The organism is Streptomyces sp. ATexAB-D23, from assembly GCF_000373645.1.
GTDB lineage: Bacteria > Actinomycetota > Actinomycetes > Streptomycetales > Streptomycetaceae > Streptomyces > Streptomyces castrisilvae.
The window spans coordinates 149,449-168,267 of sequence record NZ_KB892004.1; the positions used below are offsets into that span (position 1 = coordinate 149,449).

General features: G+C 72.7%; 15 protein-coding genes. 7 read left to right on the plus strand and 8 right to left on the minus strand.

Translation table 11 applies throughout. The annotated features are described in order from the left end of the window. Positions 1-68: 68 nt before the first annotated feature. Positions 69-800 carry a CDP-alcohol phosphatidyltransferase family protein gene (locus B082_RS0106490; RefSeq protein ID WP_026249491.1) on the plus strand — a complete coding sequence of 244 codons (732 nt, stop codon included), beginning with the start codon at positions 69-71 and terminating at the stop codon, positions 798-800. Here the strand turns inward: B082_RS0106490 and B082_RS0106495 are convergent. Beyond that, positions 769-1,215, minus strand: a complete 447-nt coding sequence (locus B082_RS0106495; protein ID WP_018551000.1) for an adenylyltransferase/cytidyltransferase family protein — start codon at positions 1,213-1,215, stop codon at positions 769-771. The two genes, B082_RS0106490 and B082_RS0106495, sit on opposite strands and share 32 nt — an antisense overlap. A 212-nt stretch (positions 1,216-1,427) precedes the next feature. On the opposite strand from B082_RS0106495, the gene B082_RS0106500 reads away from it, so the two are divergent. From B082_RS0106500 to B082_RS0106510, 3 genes are read left to right on the plus strand one after another with little or no spacing between them, the layout of a single operon-like run. Beyond that, entirely contained in the window at positions 1,428-2,690 is a 1,263-nt protein-coding gene (locus B082_RS0106500) for a glycosyltransferase (RefSeq protein WP_026249492.1), read from the plus strand. After that, positions 2,687-4,414 carry a hypothetical protein gene (locus B082_RS0106505; RefSeq protein ID WP_018551002.1) on the plus strand — a complete coding sequence of 576 codons (1,728 nt, stop codon included), beginning with the start codon at positions 2,687-2,689 and terminating at the stop codon, positions 4,412-4,414. The genes B082_RS0106500 and B082_RS0106505 overlap by 4 nt, the downstream gene beginning before the upstream one ends. After that, entirely contained in the window at positions 4,411-5,658 is a 1,248-nt protein-coding gene (locus B082_RS0106510; RefSeq protein ID WP_018551003.1) for a hypothetical protein, read from the plus strand. The genes B082_RS0106505 and B082_RS0106510 overlap by 4 nt, the downstream gene beginning before the upstream one ends. On the opposite strand, the gene B082_RS0106515 is transcribed toward B082_RS0106510, so the two are convergent. Further along, positions 5,624-7,135 carry a hypothetical protein gene (locus B082_RS0106515; RefSeq protein WP_018551004.1) on the minus strand — a complete coding sequence of 504 codons (1,512 nt, stop codon included), beginning with the start codon at positions 7,133-7,135 and terminating at the stop codon, positions 5,624-5,626. The genes B082_RS0106510 and B082_RS0106515 overlap by 35 nt on opposite strands. 116 nt (positions 7,136-7,251) lie before the next feature. On the opposite strand from B082_RS0106515, the gene B082_RS0106520 reads away from it, so the two are divergent. Continuing rightward, entirely contained in the window at positions 7,252-8,445 is a 1,194-nt protein-coding gene (locus B082_RS0106520) for a glycosyltransferase (RefSeq protein WP_018551005.1), read from the plus strand. Here B082_RS0106520 and B082_RS0106525 read toward each other — a convergent pair. The 4 genes from B082_RS0106525 to gmd all read right to left on the minus strand — a co-directional run bounded on the left by B082_RS0106525 (position 8,417) and on the right by gmd (position 13,407). Further along, a complete protein-coding gene (locus B082_RS0106525) occupies positions 8,417-9,244 on the minus strand; it encodes a glycosyltransferase family 2 protein (protein ID WP_018551006.1) in 828 nt (275 codons plus the stop codon). The two genes, B082_RS0106520 and B082_RS0106525, sit on opposite strands and share 29 nt — an antisense overlap. Further along, complete coding sequence (locus B082_RS0106530) at positions 9,241-9,942, minus strand: hypothetical protein (RefSeq protein ID WP_018551007.1); 702 nt, start codon at positions 9,940-9,942, stop codon at positions 9,241-9,243. Before B082_RS0106530 ends, B082_RS0106525 begins: the two co-directional genes overlap by 4 nt. Beyond that, the gene (locus tag B082_RS0106535; RefSeq protein WP_037709562.1) at positions 9,942-12,194 is read right to left on the minus strand and encodes a LamG-like jellyroll fold domain-containing protein; all 2,253 of its coding nucleotides are present in this window, start codon (positions 12,192-12,194) and stop codon (positions 9,942-9,944) included. Before B082_RS0106535 ends, B082_RS0106530 begins: the two co-directional genes overlap by 1 nt. A gap of 199 nt (positions 12,195-12,393) precedes the next feature. Continuing rightward, positions 12,394-13,407 carry a GDP-mannose 4,6-dehydratase gene (gene gmd, locus B082_RS0106540; protein ID WP_018551009.1) on the minus strand — a complete coding sequence of 338 codons (1,014 nt, stop codon included), beginning with the start codon at positions 13,405-13,407 and terminating at the stop codon, positions 12,394-12,396. A 112-nt stretch (positions 13,408-13,519) separates the two neighbouring features. On the opposite strand from gmd, the gene B082_RS0106545 reads away from it, so the two are divergent. Next, a complete protein-coding gene (locus B082_RS0106545) occupies positions 13,520-14,497 on the plus strand; it encodes a GDP-L-fucose synthase family protein (protein ID WP_018551010.1) in 978 nt (325 codons plus the stop codon). Positions 14,498-14,578: 81 nt separating this feature from the next. On the opposite strand, the gene B082_RS0106550 is transcribed toward B082_RS0106545, so the two are convergent. Continuing rightward, positions 14,579-16,078: an exopolysaccharide biosynthesis polyprenyl glycosylphosphotransferase gene (locus B082_RS0106550; RefSeq protein WP_018551011.1), complete on the minus strand. Its 1,500-nt coding sequence runs from the start codon at positions 16,076-16,078 to the stop codon at positions 14,579-14,581. 425 nt (positions 16,079-16,503) lie between these two features. Between B082_RS0106550 and B082_RS0106555 the strand changes: the two genes are divergently transcribed. After that, positions 16,504-17,763, plus strand: coding sequence for an FAD-binding protein (locus B082_RS0106555; RefSeq protein WP_018551012.1), 1,260 nt, complete (start codon positions 16,504-16,506; stop codon positions 17,761-17,763). Positions 17,764-17,772: 9 nt separating this feature from the next. Here the strand turns inward: B082_RS0106555 and B082_RS0106560 are convergent, their stop codons facing one another. Then, complete coding sequence (locus B082_RS0106560) at positions 17,773-18,768, minus strand: MASE1 domain-containing protein (RefSeq protein WP_018551013.1); 996 nt, start codon at positions 18,766-18,768, stop codon at positions 17,773-17,775. Positions 18,769-18,819: the final 51 nt, after the last annotated feature.

Genomic DNA, 18,819 nt, shown 5'->3' on the forward strand with positions numbered 1-18,819 from the left:
GCCCGCGCGGGGGCCGGGCCGTGCCATGATGCGGCTGCGGTGGGGAACGCCGACACGCTGGGGGGCGGATGGAAAGCATGTCGACGGTGCTGCGGGGGCTGCGCGGGGCGCAGAAGCCGGCCAAGGGGGTTTCGCTCTACTCGCGGTACGTCAACCGGCCCGCCGGGCGGATCTTCGCCGCCGCCGCGTTCAGGCTGGGGTTGACGCCCAATCAGGTCACGCTCGTCAGCGCGGCGTTCACCTTCGCGGCCCTGGCCGGTGTGGCGCTGGCCCGCCCGGGTCCGTGGACGGGTGTGCTGGTCTACCTGGGGCTCGCCGTGGGCTTCGCCCTGGACTCGGCCGACGGGCAGCTCGCCCGGCTGACGGGGCGCGGCGGGCCCGACGGCGAATGGCTGGACCACGTCGTGGACTGCGCCAAGATGATCCTCGTCCACACCGCCGTACTGATCTCGTTCCACCGCTGCTTCGCGCTGCCCTCCGACGGCTGGCTGCTGCTGCCGCTCGGCTTCCTGTTCGTCGCCGTGCTGACCTTCTGCGCCGGTCTCCTGCGCGAGCAGCTCGGCAGGGCGGCGGCCCGGGGCGGACCCAAGGGCCCGGACGGCTCCGCGCCGGCCTCCCGGCTGCGGGCGGTGGCCCTGCTGCCCGCCGACTACGGGGTGTTCTGCCTGGTGTTCCTGCTGCTCGGCGACGAGACGGCCTTCCGGACCGGATACGCCGTGCTCGCCGCCGTGCACGCGGTGTTCCTCGCGCTGTTCCTCGGCAAGTGGTTCAGGGAGCTGAGAGCGCTCCGGGCGTACTGACCAGGGTGTCCAGCGCCCGGCGCAGCTGGGTGCTGGACGTGTGCACGGTGTACGGGAAGTAGACGACCTCCACGCCCACCTCGGCGAAGTCGCGTTCGAGCCGTCTGCCCTTGTCCGTGTCCCGCCAGTCGTCCCCCTTGAAGATGACGTCGAACCTGACCTGCTGCCACGTCTCGACCTTGTCCGGGACGGTCTCGACGAACGCCGCGTCCACGTACCGCACGCTCCGTACGATCTCCAGCCGCTCCGGCAGCGGGATCACCGGCCGGTGTCCCTTGGCGAGCACGGCCATCTCGTCCGACACGACCCCCGCCACCAGGTAGTCGCACTGACTGCGGGCATGCCGGAGGATATTGAGGTGACCCACGTGGAACAGGTCGTAGACCCCCGGCGCGTAGCCGACCCTGTGCACCATCCGTTCTCTCCCCCCACGCGGACGTGACGTCCGCTGCCCACCGGAAGGTTTCCGGACATGGCATCCGGTCCGGTGGGATTTCGGTATCGGTGTTGATGGTGCAACGACCTTACTGGGGAGACCACTTGCTCATCTCGTGAACGGATAAGCTCGCTTTTGGGGCTGTTCCTCGGTGGAACACACGTGGCTCCGGGGGGAAGGGCGGACGTCCGGTGGCAGACGAAGAGCACCGCAGACCGTTGGAGCACCGCCGCCTGCTGGTGGTCTCCACCAACTACGCGCCGGAACTGACCGGCATCGGCCCGTACGCCGCCCAGCTCGCCGAGCACTGGGCCGCGCGCGGCGCCGACACCCATGTGCTGACGGGCATGCCGCACTACCCGTCCTGGCGCACCGAGGAGCCCTACCGGGGGGTGTGGCGGACCGAGGAGCACCGCGCGGGCGTCACCGTGCACCGGCGCCGCCACTACGTGCCGCCCCGGCAGAGCGCGTTACGCCGGGCCGCGTTCGAGGCGAGCGTCCTCGCGCACGGCCTTGCCGCACCGCCCAGGCAGCGGCCCGACGCGGTGATCTCCCAGATGCCGAGCCTCGCAGGCGGTGTCATCGGCGCCCGGCTCGCCCGTCGCCACCGGGTGCCCTACCTCCCCGTCGTCCAGGACCTGATGGGCGCTGCCGCCGCCCAGAGCGGCATCCGGGGCGGCGGCCGGGCGGCGGCCCTCGCCTCCCGGGCCGAGCGGTACGCCCTGGGCGCCGCCACCCTCGTCGGCGTCATCCACGAGAGCTTCGTCCCCCGTGTCACCGCCTACGGGGTCGACCCCGGGCGCATCCGCGTCGTCCCCAACTGGAGCCATGTGCGGGCGCCTTCGGCCGACCGGGCCGCCACCAGGGCCCGGCTCGGCTGGCGCGAGGGGACGCCCGTCGTCCTGCACTCCGGCAACATGGGCCTCAAACAGGGCCTGGAGGTCCTGGTCGACGCCGCCCGGCTCGCCCCGGAGATCCGCATCGTCCTGATGGGCGACGGCAACCAGCGCGACGCCCTGTGGGCCCGCGCGGCCGGGCTCCCCAACCTCGACTTCCTCCCGCCCGCCGACGCCGAGGAGTTCACGGACATCCTGGCCGCCGCCGACGTCCTCGCCGTCACCCAGCGCGCCTCGGTGCTCGACATGAGCGTGCCCTCCAAGCTGACCTCCTACTTCGTCTCGGGACGCCCCGTCGTCGCCTCCGTCGCCGACGGGGGCGGCACCGCCCAGGAGGTGCGCCGCTCCGGGGCCGGCCTCCTCGTCGCCCCCGAGGACCCGGCCGCGGTGCTCGGCGCCGTCCGCAAGCTCGTCGAGTCACCCGCCGAGGCCGACGAACTCGGCGCCCACGGACCGCGGTACGTGGCACGCCACCTCGGCCGGGAGGCCGCACTCGCCCGCTTCGACGCCCTGCTCACCGAGGCCCTTCAGGACGACCGAGGGAGACCACGCCCGTGACCCACCCCATCCGCGCGCTCGACGACCAGGACGAACCCGCGCTGCTCAGGGACCAGTTCCGCCAGCTCCTGCGCTACCGGACCCTCCTCGTCATCGGTGTGCTCGTGGGCCTCCTCGGCAGTGCCTGGCTCGGCCTGGGCGGCGAGGACACCTATGCCGCGACCGGCGAGGTCTCCGTGCGCTCCGCCACCTCCGACCCCTTCGCCGCCGGCGCCTCCGCCGACAAGGGCATCAACATCGGCTCCGAACGCCAGACCGCTGTCAGCGACGCCGTCGGCACGGTGGCGGCCGGCACCCTCACCAAGCTGGGCGACACCGTGGAGGTCGGGGAGCTGCTCTCCGGGCTCCAGGTCACCAACCCGCCCAACACCCTCGTCCTCAAGTTCGCCTACACCGCCCGCACCCCCGAGCAGGCCAGGGCCAGGGCCGAGGCGCTCGCCGAAGCCTACCTGGAGATCCGCAGGGAGCGCACCGAGGACAGCATCGACAACATGATCGACGGCTACCGCGCCCAGCTCAAACCGCTCACCGAGCAGCGCGACCGGCTCGCCGCGCAGGAGACCGGCACCGGGGGCGACGACGTCACCAGCGCACGCGCCAACCTCATCGTCGCCATCTCCGCGCTCAACCAGAAGATCTCCGAACTGCGCGCCCTGGACACCACACCCGGCTACCTCAACAAGAAGCCCGTCGCCCCGACGCACCCCACCGGGGCCGGACTCCCCCTGCTGCTCGGACTCGGCGCCGTCGTCGGACTCGCCCTCGGCCTGCTGATGTCCTGGGTGCGCCTCGTCTTCGACCCGGCGGTCCGCTCCACCAGGGAACTCGTCCGCTCGCTCGGGGCCCCGCTGCTCGGCACCCTGCCCAGGGAACGCGGGGCGGCCCGCACCCTGCTCGCGATCGGGCGCCCCGGCAGCAGGCTCGCCGAGGAGTACCGGGCGGTCGCCTTCCGGCTCGCGTACGACACCTCCTTCGCCGAACGCCGCCGCCTCCTGGTCACCACGCCCCGCGGCGACAACGACACCGCCAAGGCCGCCGCCGTCAATCTGGCCGCCGCCTTCGCCGAGATGGGCCGGGACGTCCTGCTGGTCGAGGCCGATCTGCGGACCCCGTCCCTGGCCGGCGAACTGGCCACCGCCCCCGGCCCCGGGCCGCGCTGGGCCACGGGACAGGAGAACCACAACTGGCCCGCCGACAGCCGGGCCAACGTGGACGTGCCGGGCTCTGGCGCCTTCACCCTGGTCGCCGGCCGCCGCACCGACAACGTGCCGCGCGCCCTGACCTCCACACCCGTCACCCGCATCCTCGCCGAGGGAGGCAGACCCGGGGCCGTCGTCATCGTGCTCGCCCCGCCCGTCCTCTCGTACGCCGACGCCGTCGCGCTCGTCGACCGCGTCGAAGACGTCGTGGTCGTCTGCCGGCCGCGCGAGGTGCACCGCAGCGACCTGGAACGCATCCGCGAGGTCATCGGCGCCGCGGGCGGCTCGGTACTCGGCACCCTGCTCCACCCCGGATACGGCCGGCCGGTACGGCGGGCCCGCAGCAAGGCCGCCGTACGCCGGGCCGGGCAGCCGGCCGGGCAGGACCACGCCGACCGGAGGCGGTACGGGGAGCCCGACCCGTCGGGCCGCACCGGCGACCCCGCCGAGACGATGGGCCTGCGCGCCCTGGACGGCGGCCCCGGACGCGGCGGCGGCCGCAACAGCGCCGCGGGACGCAGATGAGGGCCCGCACCGCGATCGCCTGCTCGGTCGCGGACCAGGGGGTGGCGGCCCTCACCAACATCCTGGTCCTCGTGGTCGCCGCCCGGCTCTCCACCGTCTCCGGCTTCGCCCGCTTCTCCGCCGTCTACCTCGTCTTCACCGTCTTCCTCGGCGTGTCCGGCGCCTACACCGGCCAGCCACTCGTCCTGCGCCGGGGGGACGGCGAGGAGACCCGCGGCGCCTGCCGGTCCGCCGCCGGATTCACCCTGCTCGCCGCCACCGCCATCGGCTGGCCGCTCGCCGCCGTCTGCGCCCTGCTACCGGGCGCCACCGCACAGGCCCTGATGGCCCTGGGACTCGTGCTGCCCGTCGTCCTCGGGCAGGACACCGCCCGCTACGTCTTCGCCACCCTGCACGCCCAGCACCTCGCCCTGGCCGCCGACACCCTCCGGCTCGTCTGCGTCATCGGCGCGCTGGCCGTCCAGCCGCACGGGGCACCGGCCGCCCGGCTGGTCGCCGTGTGGGGGCTCTCCGCGCTGCCCGCGCTCCTGCTGTCGGCGGCCGCACTGCACCGCAGGACCGCCGGGAGCCCCGTGTCACTGAGGCCACTGCTGCGCAAGGGGCACCTCGGCCGCCGGTTCGTCGTCGAGTTCGGCGTGGGCAACGCCACCTCCCAGCTCTCCGTGCTCGGCCTCGGAGCGGTCGGCAACCCGCTCGTCGTCGGTGCCCTGCGCGGCGCCACCACCCTCTTCGGCCCGCTCAACGTGCTGTTCACCTCCGCCACCGGCTTCGGCCCCCCGCTCCTGGGACGGCTCGACACCGACCGGCTCCGGGTGCGCGCCACCGCCGCCCTGGCCGTCGCCCTGGCCCTGACCGCGGGCGCCTGGGCGACCGTACTCGCCCTGCTGCCCGGTTCCGTCGGCCGCCATCTGCTCGGCGCGACCTGGCCCACCGCCGCGGCGCTGCTCCCGGCCACCGGCAGCCAGTACGCGGCGATGGCCGTCGGCACCTGCGGGCTGCTCGCCCTCAGGCTCCTCGACCCCCGCACCACGCTCGCCATCCAGGTCGTCTTCTCGCTCGCCGCGGTCGCCTTCCTCACCGGCGGCTACCTGCTGGGCGGGGTGCTGGGCGCCGCCTGGGGCCTGTGTCTGGGGTCCGTGTGCAAGGCGGTCGCCACCTGGACCCGGGTGGCCCGGCTGGCCCGCGAGGGCGCTCGGACCGCGGCGCCCGTCAGCGCGGGCGCCGCCCCGGCCGGAAACTCGTGACCAGCGCCAGGCACAGCGCCGCGATGGCCAGTTTGCCCGCCGCCTGCAACAGCGGGCCGCGCAGGAGGATGAAGGTGTAACCGGCGATCAGCGGCGCCGCGACCGCCAGCACACTGCCCGGTCCCGGCCCGTCCCGGGAGACCGCCCGCGCGTAACGGCGGTCGGTGCGCGCCGCCCCGTACCCCGTCAGCGCCAGACCGCCGATCACCCCGGCCGCCCCGAAGTCCACCCACAGCTCCGTCCACAGCGGCGCCGAGAGGTTGGTCATGTTCATCCCCATCCACTGCCCGACGCGCACCCCCGTGTCCTGCGGCTTGCCGCTCCACGCCGCCCGGGGCACGAAGAAGAAGGCGGAGCCGGCGAGCTGCCGGCCGTAGGTGTGCCCACGGGTGCCGACCCAGGAGATGGTGTTGGCGAACATGACCGTCTGGTCGTAGTCCTTGGTGGCCAGCGGCTCGAAGACCGACGAGGACTGGACCGGCCGGTACCCCTCGTCGTCGTAACGGAACCGGTCCGCGTACGGGAACAGCACCAGCGCGCCGGCCACCCCCAGCGCCAGCACCGACCGGTACATCGCCGCACTGCTCGGGAACGCCGTGAACAGCAGTGAGATCAGCACCGTCAGGAACCAGTAACGGGCGTTGGAGACCGGGTTGTTCACGACCAGGTTGACGAGCGCGAGGGCGCACCAGACCAGCACGGTGGACGGCGAGCGCCGCGCCCGGCGCGAGGTCACCAGACGACGGGTGTAGAACAGCAGCGCCAGCAGGGCGGGCACCGTGCCGAAGCCCTTCAGGAACGCCGAGCCCACCTGGGACCCGCCCGCCGCCACCCCGCTCTCGGCGACCGAGGCGCTGATCTCCTGCCTGCTGGAGAAGAAGACGGCGGGCCCGCCGAGCTTCAGCACGTAGTACCCGCTCGCCGCGAACGCGACCAGTACGAGCAGCCGCAGCCGCGCCGGATGCGCGATGGCCCCGGCGCCACCGCCGGCGCGCGGCGCGGTCCGCCGGCGCAGCGGGCGCCGGGACGCCAGCAGCGCGCCCAGGTCGAAGGCGGCACACCCCACGAGGACCAGCGCCACCGCCGTCATCAGGTCGGCGCGCGGCCCGACCAGCGGCGTCGGCGTCTGCCCGATCACCGCCTGGGCGAAGGGCGCCACCCCCATCGCGATGTACACGAACATCCAGAAGACGCCCTGGAGCAGCCGGCGGCGGGTGGAGAGGATCATCGTGGCGAGCCGGGCGCCGGAGTAGCACGTCAGGACGAGCTGGAGCCAGTACGCGGTGTCCCGCACCCCGGTGCCGGGCTGGGCGGCGATCAGCGCGGGCAGGAAGCACACCAGAGCCAGGATCAGTGGCAGGGCCAGCGCCCGCGAGAGCATCGCCCAGGACAGTGGCGCGGCGGGCGGCTCGACGGGAGGACGCGGACCGCCCTGTCGTACCGGCGCGGCCGGCGGCCCCTCGTGCACGGACGCCATGGGTTCCCCGTTCGTCGAGCAGGTGTGCCGCCGGGCAACACCTTAACGAATCACCACACTTGAGGAGATGTGACGACTAGTCTGTGCGGGGTCGGACGAGGGCGAGGGGGACCCTGGTGAAGATCCTGCACATCGTCACGCTGCACACCCCGGACCACGCGTTCGGCGGTCCGACCCGGGTGGCCCTGAACCTCTCCAAGGTCCAGCGCGCCGGTGGCGACGACGCCCGGATCATGGCCCTGGGCGACGGATTCGAAGGCCCGCTGCCCGACGAGGTGGAGGGGGTGCCCGTCCATCTCTTCCGCGCCCGCCACCTGCTGCCGATGTTCGAGGTCAGCGGCATCACCTCCGGCGCCCTGCTGAGGACCGCGCGCCGCATGACGCGCGGCGCCGACCTCGTCCACGTCCACCTGATGCGCGATCTGGTGACGCTGCCCGCCGCCCTGCTCGCCCTGGCCTCCGGCACACCCCTCGTCGTGCAGACCCACGGCATGGTGGACCCCACCGAGAAGCGGGTCGCCCAGCTGACCGATCTGCTGGGCGTGCGCAGGGTCCTGCGCGGCGCCGACGCGGTGCTCCACCTCACCGAGGCCGAGCGGATCGACGTCAACGCCGTCGCCGCCCCCGTGGCGCTCACCCGGACCGTACGCCTGGTCAACGGGGTGCGCCCGCAGGAGTTCAAGCCCGCCCGCGAGCAGGGGCGCCCGCTGACCGTGCTCTTCCTCGCCCGGATCCAGGAGCGCAAGCGCCCGCAGGACTTCGTCGCCGCGATGCCCACCGTCCTCGCCGAGCACCCGGACGCCCGCTTCGTCCTGGCCGGCCCGGACACCGGCGCCCTGCCCGCCACCCTCGAACTGGCCCGGCGACTCGGCGTCCTGGACGCGCTGGACCACGTCGGACCGCTCGGCCACGAGGAGGTGCTGGCGGCGGGACGGGAGGCCGATGTGTACGTGTTGCCGTCGATCGAGGAACCCCTCGGCGTCTCCGTGCTCGAAGCGATGTCCGTCGGCACCCCGGCGGTCATCACCCGTACCTGCGGGCTGGGCCCCGATGTGGCGCGGGCCGGGGCCGGCCGGGTGATCGACAGCCGGGTCGGCGAGGACGAGGGCAACGCCCGCAAGGTCGCGCGCGCCGTCCTGGAACTGCTGGAGCCCGAGGCCAACGCGCGGGCCGGACGGGCCGCCTGGGAGCTGGTCAACGAGCACTTCACCATCGGGGTGGTGACGGACACCCTCCGGCGGACCTATGAGGACGTGGTCCGCCGAAGGGCCGGGCGCCCCCTCAACCGGTCGGCCTCTCCCGTGACTTGAGCGCGATCTGCCACCGGTAGAAGCTCATCGCCAGGGCGAAGTCGAAGCCCGCCCGCCCGTCGAGGAAGCCCCGCCGGTACACATACATGTACAGGAACGACACCAGTGGTTTGAACGGCGCCTTGTGGAACAGCTGCCCCTGCCGGGACTTGGCCCGGCGCACCTGTTCCTTGACCTCCGGATGGTGTTCCAGCCACGCCTCCCAGTCCGAGTACCGGTTGTGCCGCTCGAACCAGGCGGTCACCGGGTCCAGGTCCTGGTGCTCGATCGGGTGGCGCAGGGCCGCCGTGCTCTGCGCGACCGGCTGGTAGTGCCCCTCCACCTCACCGATCCCGGGCGCGTCCAGATCGCCCACCTCCGGGTAGTGGCAGCGGGTGCGGTCGGTCAGTGAGCGTTTGCGGATGGTGTAGCCGTGCCGCAGCCGCTTCCCCGAGAACCAGTACCCGAGCGGGATGTCGTACGCCGCCGGTTTCGGTCTGTCCGGATCGGCGAAGATCTCCCGCAGCTCGGCCAGCAGCCCGGGGCTGAGCCGCTCGTCCCCGTCGAGCAGCAGGATCCAGTCCAGGTCCGTCCGCACATGGTCCAGGCACCACTGCTTCTTCCGGGGGTGGCCGCCGTCCCAGGTGTAGAGGACGACCTCGGCGCCGCACTCCGCGGCCGTCTTCGCCGTGTCGTCACCGCTGTGCGAGTCGACGACGACGACCGCCTCGAAGTGGTCGATGACCGACCCCACCGCCTCCGCGATGTTGAGCCCCTCGTTCTTGGTGGGGATGGCCACGGCTATGGGCAGCTTGTTCATCCGTTGTCCCCTTCGGGCAGCCAGGCGTAGCAGCCTGTGGAGGTGAAGGCGACGGCCGCCTCCGGGAGGGTGATCGTGCTCCGCTTCCCGCCGGCGGACGAGCCGGATGCCAGGTCCTTGCCCCCGGGCCCGGTGACCTCCCAGGTGCAGCTCGCGGTGGGGGAGACGTCGCGGTAGCGGCCGGGCCGCAGTTCCTTGCCCCGGTGGGTGCCGTCGGCGTACCCGTGAGCGGCCCGCTCCACCAGCTCCTGGTGCCGGGTGCACAGGTGGGCGGCCGCGGGTTGCGCTCCGGAGACCTCGCCCGCCACGACGGCGCCGGCCGCGAGGTCCGGGTCCACCTTGACGAGGTAGGCCAGCCGGTCGCAGGTCTCCTGCCCGGTCTGGAGCACCGCCGCCGGGTCCGTGCCCACGGGCACCCGGTCGGTCAGATACTCCTTCTGCTTCTTCGTGAACGTGCCGGTGGCCGGCGTCAGCCGGTCGCTGGGGATCTTGGGCGGCTCGCTGCCGCGGGAGGCCCGCGGCCCGGCCGGCGTGGAGCCCTGGGAACCCGCCTCGGAACCGGCCACGGGCTCGGAGGGCGCCGCGGGGCCGGCTTCCGGCACCCCCTTCGAGTCCGCGCCGGAGGAGGACGAGCCGCAGGCGGCCAGCGCCGCCGCCGTGAGCACGGCGACGGCGCAGGCCGCGAACGGGTTCCTCATCAGCCCGTCCTCAGCGCGTAGTGGGCACTGACCTGGGCTGCGGTCAGTGCGGCCGGATACACGGCGGTCTCGTCGATCTGGCCGGCGAAGAAGTTGCTCGTCGGACGGTTCGGCCAGGTCGCGAGGTTGTCCCCGCCCACCCGCCAGTAGCCTGTGTAGCTCTCGTTCGTGGTGTACTGCGCGTTCGAGGCGCGCAGCTGTCCGTCCACGTACAGGGCCATGCCGCCGGAACCCTGGGTGGCGACGACATGGTGCCAGGCGCCGTTGTTGTACGCCCCGGTCGTGGTGACGGTCTGGCCACCGCCGCCGCCCTTGTGGGTGCCGAAGGCCAGACGCCCGTTGTTGAGCATGTACACATGCTTGTCGTACTTGCCGCTCAGTTCCATGGTGTTGGTCCCGAAGCCGATGATCTTCCCTCCCCGGGTCGTGGTCGTCTTGATCCAGGTCTCCACGGAGAACTTCGCGGTGTCGGACCGGCTCCGGTTGCTGTACGCGTACTGGGTGCTGCCGTTGAACCCGATGGCGGTCGAGGGCCCGGACACCGCCGCCGGGGTCTGCCGGTAGGAGGGAGCGTTGCGCAGGAAGCCGTTGTCGAGCCGCGCGCCCGTGTCGGCGGCGAACGTGGACGTGCCTTCGTCGTAGCGCCAGTACAGGGCCGCTCCGTCGGAGAGCACCCTGGCCGGATAGCTCTCGGCCTCGGAGGCCACGGTCGCGCTCACCGCGGGGGACTTGGCGCTGGTGTTGATGCCGTCGCTCGCGGTGATCCGGTAGGTGTGCGTCTCACCGGGCGCGACGTCGGTGTCCGTCCACCGCAGCTGCGGACGGTCCCAGAACACGGAGTAGCCCGTCGTCGTGTGGACGGGGGTGGTCGCCCCGTCCTTGTAGATCCGGTACGTGAGGGTCCCGTCGTCGGTGTCGAAGCTGGTCTGCCAGTTCACGTCCACCTTGTTCGGGGCGACCGTGGAGACGCTGACGTTGGGCACCCAGGGCGCGCCTGTGTCGGGCCCGTCGGCGAACCGGGTCAGCGCCTGCTGCGCCTTGCTGTTGACCGTGGTGAACTCGCCGCCCACCCACAGGTAGTGGTGGCCGCCCTTGTCCGTCTGCGCCATCACGCGCGGACCGACCGGCTCGCCGATCCCGTCGTTGGTGTCGGGGAACCACGGCAGCAGCTTCGGGTCGTCCACCGACTGGGCCAGCAGATGCTTGCGCGGCTGGTCGGGGAACTCGCCCATGGACGCGCAGTCGTGGGCGTGACTGCCGCTGTACAGCACCCCGTTGTGGACGAGCAGGGCCTGTGTCGCGCCCAGGCAGGTGTCGCGCCACACCTGGTCGAAGGTGGTGAGGTCGAGTGCGATCCGTCCGTCGAACACCCCGCCGCCCGTGCCCTCGTTGGCGGTGTAGAACTGCTTGGCGTCGCTGGTGAGGTCCTGCACGGTGGAGGCGTTCGGGATGAAGCCCGGGTAGCTCCTGGTCAGCGCGCCCGTGGTCGCGTCCACCACCGCCAGCGCGTGCGAGGCGGTCTTGTTCACGGTGAAGAAGTCCCCGCCGATCACCACATGCCGGCCGTCCGGGGTGACCTCGACGGCCCGGCCGGCCTCGTCGGCGTTGGCCGTCCACGGCTTCAGCGCGGCGCCGGTCGTGACGGCGGCGAACTTGTTGCGGGTCTGCCCCGCGACGGAGTTGAAGTCACCCCCGAGATACACCGTGTCGTCGGTCACCGCGAGCGCCCGCACGGTGGCCGAGACGGCGACCTTGAAGTTCTGGCGCGGGGTGCAGGTGGCGGTGTCGATGGCGGCGATATTGCTCACCCCGACACCGCTCACCGCCCCGAACTGGCCGCCCGCGTACAGGGTTTTGCCGTCGGGCGACAGAGCGAGCGAGCGCACGGTCGCCGTCCCGGAGGAGAGCGTGAACGACAGGGAGCAGCCGGTGGGCGCCCCGGTCGCGGCGTCGAACGCGGCGAAGTTCACCGCCGGCTGCTCGGACGTGCCGGAGGCGGCGCCCGGCGGCCGTACGGTGGAGAAGGTGCCGCCCGTGTAGACCACACCGTCGTCGGACGCGGCCATCGCCCAGACGATGCCGTTGGTCTGCCAGGTGGACAGGTCGTCCGCGGTGATCGAGATGGGCGGGGTGAGTGCGGCGGCGGGTGAGTTGCCCGCGGCGGCGGCGCTCAGGGCCCCGGCGAGCAGGCCGAGCGCCGCGGCCGCGGCCCGCACCCGGCCGCGTCGGCGCCCCGTGGTTGCGTTCATCATTCAGCTCCGAAGGTGAGAACGAGCTGCGGCCGGTGGGCCGCGGTTGCTGAGGGGGCGGGGCCCAGGGGCCCGCCCCGTACCGGCGCGTCCGGTCCCACCACGTTTCCGGTGGGGCGGGGGTGTGCGCCGGAGTCCGTTGCCCGGCCCGTCGCGGGGAGCGACGGCCGGGAGCGGGCGCCTGTGCGACGCCCGGGGCGTCTCACCGGTCCACCCGCACGGCGGCCCCGGCGAGCTGGTCGGCCAGCTGGCGGACGTCGGCGTCGACCATGATCCTGGCCAGCTCCCGCGCCCGCACGGCCGGCTTCCAGCCCAGCAGCCGTGCGGCCTTGGACGCGTCCCCGATGAGCGCGTCGACCTCGCTGGGGCGCTCGTACTTCGCGTCGTAGCGCACGTGTTCGCGCCAGTCGAGGCCCGCGTGTGCGAAGGCGTACTCCAGGAACTGCCGGACGCTGACCCCCTCACCGGTGGCCACCACGTAGTCGTCCGGGGTGTCGCACTGGAGCATCCGCCACATCGCGTCCACGTACTCGGGGGCGTAACCCCAGTCGCGCACCGCGTCCAGGTTTCCCAGGTGCAGCCTGCTCTGCAGGCCCGCCTTGATCCGGGCCACCCCACGGGTGATCTTCCGGGTCACGAAGGTCTCCCCGCGGCGCGGCGACTCATGGTTGAACAGAATCCCGTTCACCGCGAACATCCCGTACGCCTCGCGGTAGTTGACTGTCGCCCAGTACGAGTAGACCTTGGCGACGCTGTACGGGCTGCGCGGGTGGAACGGCGTCAGCTCGTTCTGCGGCGGCGGGTTCGCGCCGAACATCTCCGAGGACGAGGCCTGGTAGACACGGGTGTCGATGCCGCTGGCCCGTACCGCCTCCAGCAGCCGGATCGTGCCGAGCCCGGTGACGTCGCCCGTGTACAGCGGGGCGTCGAAGGAGACCCGCACATGCGACTGCGCCCCCAGGTTGTAGACCTCGTCGGGCCGGATGTCCCGCAGCAGGTTCACCAGCGCGACCCCGTCGGCGAGATCGGCGTGGTGCAGCACGAAGGACCGGTCCTCCTGCTCCGGGCCCTGGTAGATGTGGTCGATCCGCTCGGTGTTGAAGCTCGACGAGCGGCGGATCAGGCCGTGGACCGTGTATCCCTTCTGGAGCAGCAGCTCCGACAGGTACGAACCGTCCTGTCCGGTCACGCCGGTGATGAGCGCGGTCTTCGCCACGTTTCCCCCTTCTCTGGTCGCCCGAGGGGCAGTTGGTCACGAAATTTCGATGTCTGAGCGATCTGCGGCAAACCGGCACCGCGTGTCCCGGCTGCTGGCACAATCCGAAAACATGACGACTGATCTCCCCGGCCCTCCTCAGGAACCCGTCCCGTCCCTGTTACGTCCGGGCGCCCGTGTGTTCGTCGCCGGCCACCGCGGTCTGGTGGGTTCCGCGGTGGCCCGACGCCTCACCGCCGAAGGTCATGACGTGATCACGTGTGGCCGTGACCGCCTCGATCTGCGGGACGCCGAGCGGACCGCCGCCTTTCTGCGCCGGACACACCCGGACGCCGTCGTGCTCGCCGCCGCCCGGGTCGGCGGGATCATGGCCAACAGCACGTATCCCGTGCAGTTCATCGAGGACAACCTGCGCATCCAGCTGAGCGTGATCGCGGGCGCGCACGCGGCGGGTACCGAGCGGCTGCTCTTCCTCGGCTCGTCCTGCATCTACCCGAAGCTGGCCCCGCAGCCGATCCCCGAGAGCGCCCTGCTCACCGGCCCGCTGGAGCCGACCAATGAGGCGTACGCCCTCGCGAAGATCGCCGGCATCGTGCAGATCCAGTCCTACCGCCACCAGTACGGCGCCTCCTACATCAGTGCCATGCCGACCAATCTCTACGGTCCGGGCGACAGCTTCGACCTGGAGACCTCGCACGTCCTGCCCGCCCTGATACGCCGCTTCCACGAGGCCCGGCACCGCGGCGCCCCGGCCGTCACGCTCTGGGGCTCCGGGAACCCCCGCCGCGAATTCCTGCACGTCGACGACCTGGCCGCCGCCTGCGTCCTGCTGCTGGAGCGCTACGACGAGGACGCCCCCGTCAACGTCGGCTCCGGCGAGGACCTGACGATCCGCGAACTGGCCTCCGTGGTAGCCGATATGACGTCGTATCAGGGCGAGGTCGTCTGGGACACGGCGAAGCCGGACGGCACCCCGCGCAAGCTCCTGGACGTGTCCCGGCTGGCCGCGCTCGGCTTCGAGCCGCGGATCGCGCTGCGCGAGGGCATCGCGGGCACCTACTCCTGGTGGCTCCGGCAGCGGGGAGCGTAGCCCCCGGACCGTGGCCGGGCGGCCCGTCCCCGACGGGCGGACCACCCGGCCCCTTCCTCCGACGCGCATCGGCCCCCGCCCTCAGTACGCCCCGCGGCCGTCGGTGACGGCGCGCAGCGTACGGGCCATGAGCCCCATGTCCGTGGCCACCGACCAGTTGTCGACGTACCAGAGGTCGAGCGATACGGTCTCCTGCCAGGACAGGTCGGACCGGCCGCTGACCTGCCACAGGCCGGTCAGCCCGGGTTTCACCGCGAGCCGTCTCAGCTCGCGCTCGTCGTAGCGGGACACCTCGTCCGGTAGCGGCGGACGCGGGCCGACCAGGGACATGTCACCCTTGAGTACGTTGATGAGCTGGGGCAGCTCGTCGAGTGACGAGCGGCGCAGCAGCCGGCCGAGACGGGTGACCCGGGGATCGACGCGCATCTTGAACATCGGGCCGTCGTTCTCGTTCACCGCGGCCAGCCGGGCCTTGTGCTGCTCGGCGTCCGCCACCATCGTGCGGAACTTCCACATGGTGAACGGGCGGTTGTGCTGCCCCTGACGGATCTGCCGGTGGAAGACCGGCCCCTTAGACGTGACCCGGACCGCCGCCGCGACCAGCACCAGCAGCGGGGCCAGCACGACCAGACCGCACACCGCGCCGGCCCGGTCCACCGCCGCCTTCAGGGCCGGCTGGAGCCCCCGGCGCAGCGGCGGCACGATGTGCAGGAGGGTCAGCCCGGCGGCCGAGGACGGGCGGACCCGGTCCGCCGCCGTCTCCGAGAGGTGCGAGAGCACGGACAGCTCCAGCCCGCCGTCGTGCAGCCCCCAGGACAGCCGGCGTAATCGCTCCTCGGCGAACTGCGGGCCAGGGACCACCAGCGCCAGGTCCGCCTCGTGGGCGAAGGCCGCGCCCAGCACCGTGGAGACGTCGTCGTCGGCGGGGGCCGGTGCGAGCCGCCCCGGCACCGGGGCCTCGCAGCTCAGCGTCGCCGCGCCCACCGGCAGGGCCGCCACGACGCGATAGCCGTGGTCCTCCCGGGAGGTGAGCACCCCCACCGCCCGGTCCACCCCCGCGGCCTCGCCCACCACCAGCACCCGGCGCACCGTTCTCCGCCGTCCCGGCCAGGTGAGCCTGCGCGCCCAGGAGGCGGCCGCCGCCGTCAGAAGGCCGGGGATCAGCGCCACGACGGCCGCCGCCGGATCGATGGACGCGTCGAACACCGTCCAGAGCACCGCCAGCAGGCCGATGAGCAGCAACCAGTCGCCGGGCGTGGTCAGCGCCCCCGGCGGACGGCCCGGGGACCGTAACGCGTACCGTCCCCGCCCGGCCCGGACCCCGCACCACACCACGGTGGCCGCGACCGCGCCGGCCAGGGCCTTCGGCTGTCCGTCGGCACGCAGGACGAGCCAGCCGGGTAACCCCAGGCCCAGTAGCTCGACGCAGACGACCAGGGGCAGCAGCCGGCCGGGACCGGTGCGGGGCGCCCGGGGGCCACGTCCGCGCGAAACGGCCGGGACCTGCTCCGGCCGGTCGAAGCCCCGGCCGCGCGCCGGGCCGGAAGCGGTCCGCGGACGCGGCGCTCCCGCCAGTCCCACGGTTCTCGATATGCCGGATTCGGGTAGCTCGACATGCCCCATGAACCCCCCAGTCACAGTTGCATCGTCACAAACGGGGCGCATCCGTCGATCCTGTGGACAGACGGATGCGCCCTCGCTCGGTGCACGATATCCACACACATGGCATTTCGCTGGAGTTCCGGTGAAGTTCAGACAGTCACGGTGATCCCGGACCTGTCCCGTTCCGTACCTGATCTCAGGTTCTGTGCGCATCTGTTGGTATGCGGGAGTGCTCCAATCGGCCGGTGTGCGGATATGTGCCGCGGCTGTGCCAGCTACGGTACGTGGTTGCGCGGTCGCGGGCACGGTATATGGCCCGCTCGCTTCCGGTGGGCGCGGTGCTATCTGGGAGAATGCGGTGTCCGGGAGCACCTGCCCGGCCACGAGTGGAAGAGGGACGCACGGTGACCCCCGCGGAGATGAACTGGGCCGGCAACATCACCTTCGGCGCGAGGCGGCTGTGCACACCGCGGTCGGTCGTCGAACTGCGCGAGACGGTGGCCGCGTCCGACGCGGTACGCGCCCTGGGAACCCGGCACTCCTTCAACGCGGTCGCCGACACCGCCGGGGACCTCGTCTCGGTCGCGGGGCTTCCGCGCGTCGTCGACATCGACCCGGCCCGGCGGACGGTCCGGCTGAGCGCGGGACTGCGCTTCGGCGAGTTCGCCGCCGAACTGCACGAACGCGGCTTCGCCCTGCACAACCTGGGCTCGCTGCCCCACATCTCGGCCGCCGGAGCCTGCGCGACCGGGACACACGGCTCGGGTGTGGGCAACCGCTCGCTCGCGGGCTGTGTCCGTGCCCTGGACCTGGTGACGGCCGACGGCGGGACACGGACCCTGCGCCGCGGGGAGCCGGACTTCGCCGGAGCGGTGGTGTCCCTGGGCGCGCTGGGTGTGGTGACCGCTCTGGAACTGGACGTCGTGCCCGCCTTCGACGTCCAGCAGTGGGTGTACGAGGACCTGCCCGAGGCGGCCCTGACCGAGGGCTTCGACGAGGTGATGGCGGCCGCCTACAGCGTGAGTGTCTTCACCGACTGGAGCCCGGGACCGGTCGGCCAGGTGTGGCTGAAGCAGCGGGTGGGGGACGAGGGGCCGCGGCCGATGCCGGCCGAGTGGCTCGGAGCCCGGCTCGCCGACGGTTCCCGGCACCCGATCCCCGGCGTCCCGGCCGGGAACTGCACCCGCCAGCAGGGCGTACCAGGACCGTGGCACCGCCGGCTGCCGCACTTCCGGCTGGAGTTCACCCCGAGCAACGGCGACGAGCTGCAGTCGGAGTACTTCGTGGCCCGCCGGGACGCGGCCGCCGCGTACGAGGCCCTGGCCCGGCTCAGGGAGCGGATCGCGCCGGTGCTCCAGATCTCCGAGATCCGCGGCGTCGCGGGCGACGACCTGTGGCTGAGCCCCGCGTACGGCCGGGACTCGGTGGCGTTCCACTTCACCTGGGTGCCCGACGCGGCGGCCGTCGCACCGGTGCTCGCCGGGATCGAGGACGCCCTCGCGCCCTTCGGCGCCCGCCCGCACTGGGGCAAGGTCTTCGGCACGGCCCCCGGGGTCCTGCGCACGCTGTACCCGCGCTACGGGGACTTCGAGGAGCTGATGGCCCGCCACGACCCGTCCGGAACCTTCCGCAACGACTTCCTGGACCGGCACTTCCCGGGCTGACCCGCACACTCAGCGGCTGTCGCGCTCGTCCTTCGCCCGGGACGGCCAGGCAGCCGCCGACCTGCCGGGCGCGAGCTGGTCCACCACTTCGGCCAGCTCCTCGCAGGCGCGCTCGATCCGGAGCCTGATGTGCCGCTGCTCGGCGACGATCGCGGCCAGCAGGAGCGAGGTGAGGGCGACGGCCCCGTTCAGAACGGTGAGGTTGATCATGACCTCCACGATGGTGTGGCCCGCGAACGGACCGACGCGGTCCGTCCCCGCCACGATCGCCAGCACGGACACCAGCAGGGCACAGGGCGCACTGCCCGCGAGCTGGAAGCGCAGGGCGGCCCAGACGACGATCGGGAACACCAGGTAGAGCATCGACAGCGAGCTGTGGGTGGCCACCGCCGTCCCCACGACCGCGACGACCGCCAGCGCCCCGGCCTCGGCCCAGCGGTCCGGGAACCGCGGCATCCGCGCCCGGCACAGCACCAGCAGGAGGGGCGTGACGACGAGCACCCCCATGACGTCACCGGCCCACCAGGCGGCCCAGACCGACCAGAAGTCGCCGGCGGGCAGCTCCCCGTCCACCACGAGCATCGAGGTCCCCGCCGTGGGGCTGATCACCATGCCGGCCATCGCCCCGAGGAAGACCAGGACCACCCCGTCGCGCAGCCGGTCCAGCTCCTTGCGGAAGCCGGCCCGGCGCAGCAGCAGGTACGCGCACAGCGGTGCGAGCGTGCTGCCCGCCACCACGGCGACGGAGGACGGCGTCACCGCCCCGCCGAGTTCGCCGACGACGAGCAGCGCGCCGAGCGCGATCCCCGGCCAGATACGCGGCCCCAGCCAGAGCAGGCAGCTCACGGAGATGCCGGTCGGCGGCCACAGCGGCGTGACCATCGCGCCGTGCACGGTCACCTGCCGCAGCAGCCCCACCCGGGCCGATCCGTAGTAGACGGCCGCGACCGCCAGGACACGCAGGGCCGCCAGGGCATACCGGCGGGTCTTCTCACTGCGGATCACGTTCCTCATGAGACACCGGCCCCGAGGCGGACGGCGGTGTGACACGCACGG

Coding starts and splice junctions, on each gene's coding strand:
- B082_RS0106490 (WP_026249491.1), top strand. CDS start 69: ATGGAAAGCATGTCGACGGTGCTGCGGGGGCTGCGCGGGGCGCAGAAG.
- B082_RS0106495 (WP_018551000.1), bottom strand. CDS start 1,215: ATGGTGCACAGGGTCGGCTACGCGCCGGGGGTCTACGACCTGTTCCAC.
- B082_RS0106510 (WP_018551003.1), top strand. CDS start 4,411: ATGAGGGCCCGCACCGCGATCGCCTGCTCGGTCGCGGACCAGGGGGTG.
- B082_RS0106515 (WP_018551004.1), bottom strand. CDS start 7,135: ATGGCGTCCGTGCACGAGGGGCCGCCGGCCGCGCCGGTACGACAGGGC.
- B082_RS0106525 (WP_018551006.1), bottom strand. CDS start 9,244: ATGAACAAGCTGCCCATAGCCGTGGCCATCCCCACCAAGAACGAGGGG.
- B082_RS0106530 (WP_018551007.1), bottom strand. CDS start 9,942: ATGAGGAACCCGTTCGCGGCCTGCGCCGTCGCCGTGCTCACGGCGGCG.
- B082_RS0106535 (WP_037709562.1), bottom strand. CDS start 12,194: ATGATGAACGCAACCACGGGGCGCCGACGCGGCCGGGTGCGGGCCGCG.
- B082_RS0106545 (WP_018551010.1), top strand. CDS start 13,520: ATGACGACTGATCTCCCCGGCCCTCCTCAGGAACCCGTCCCGTCCCTG.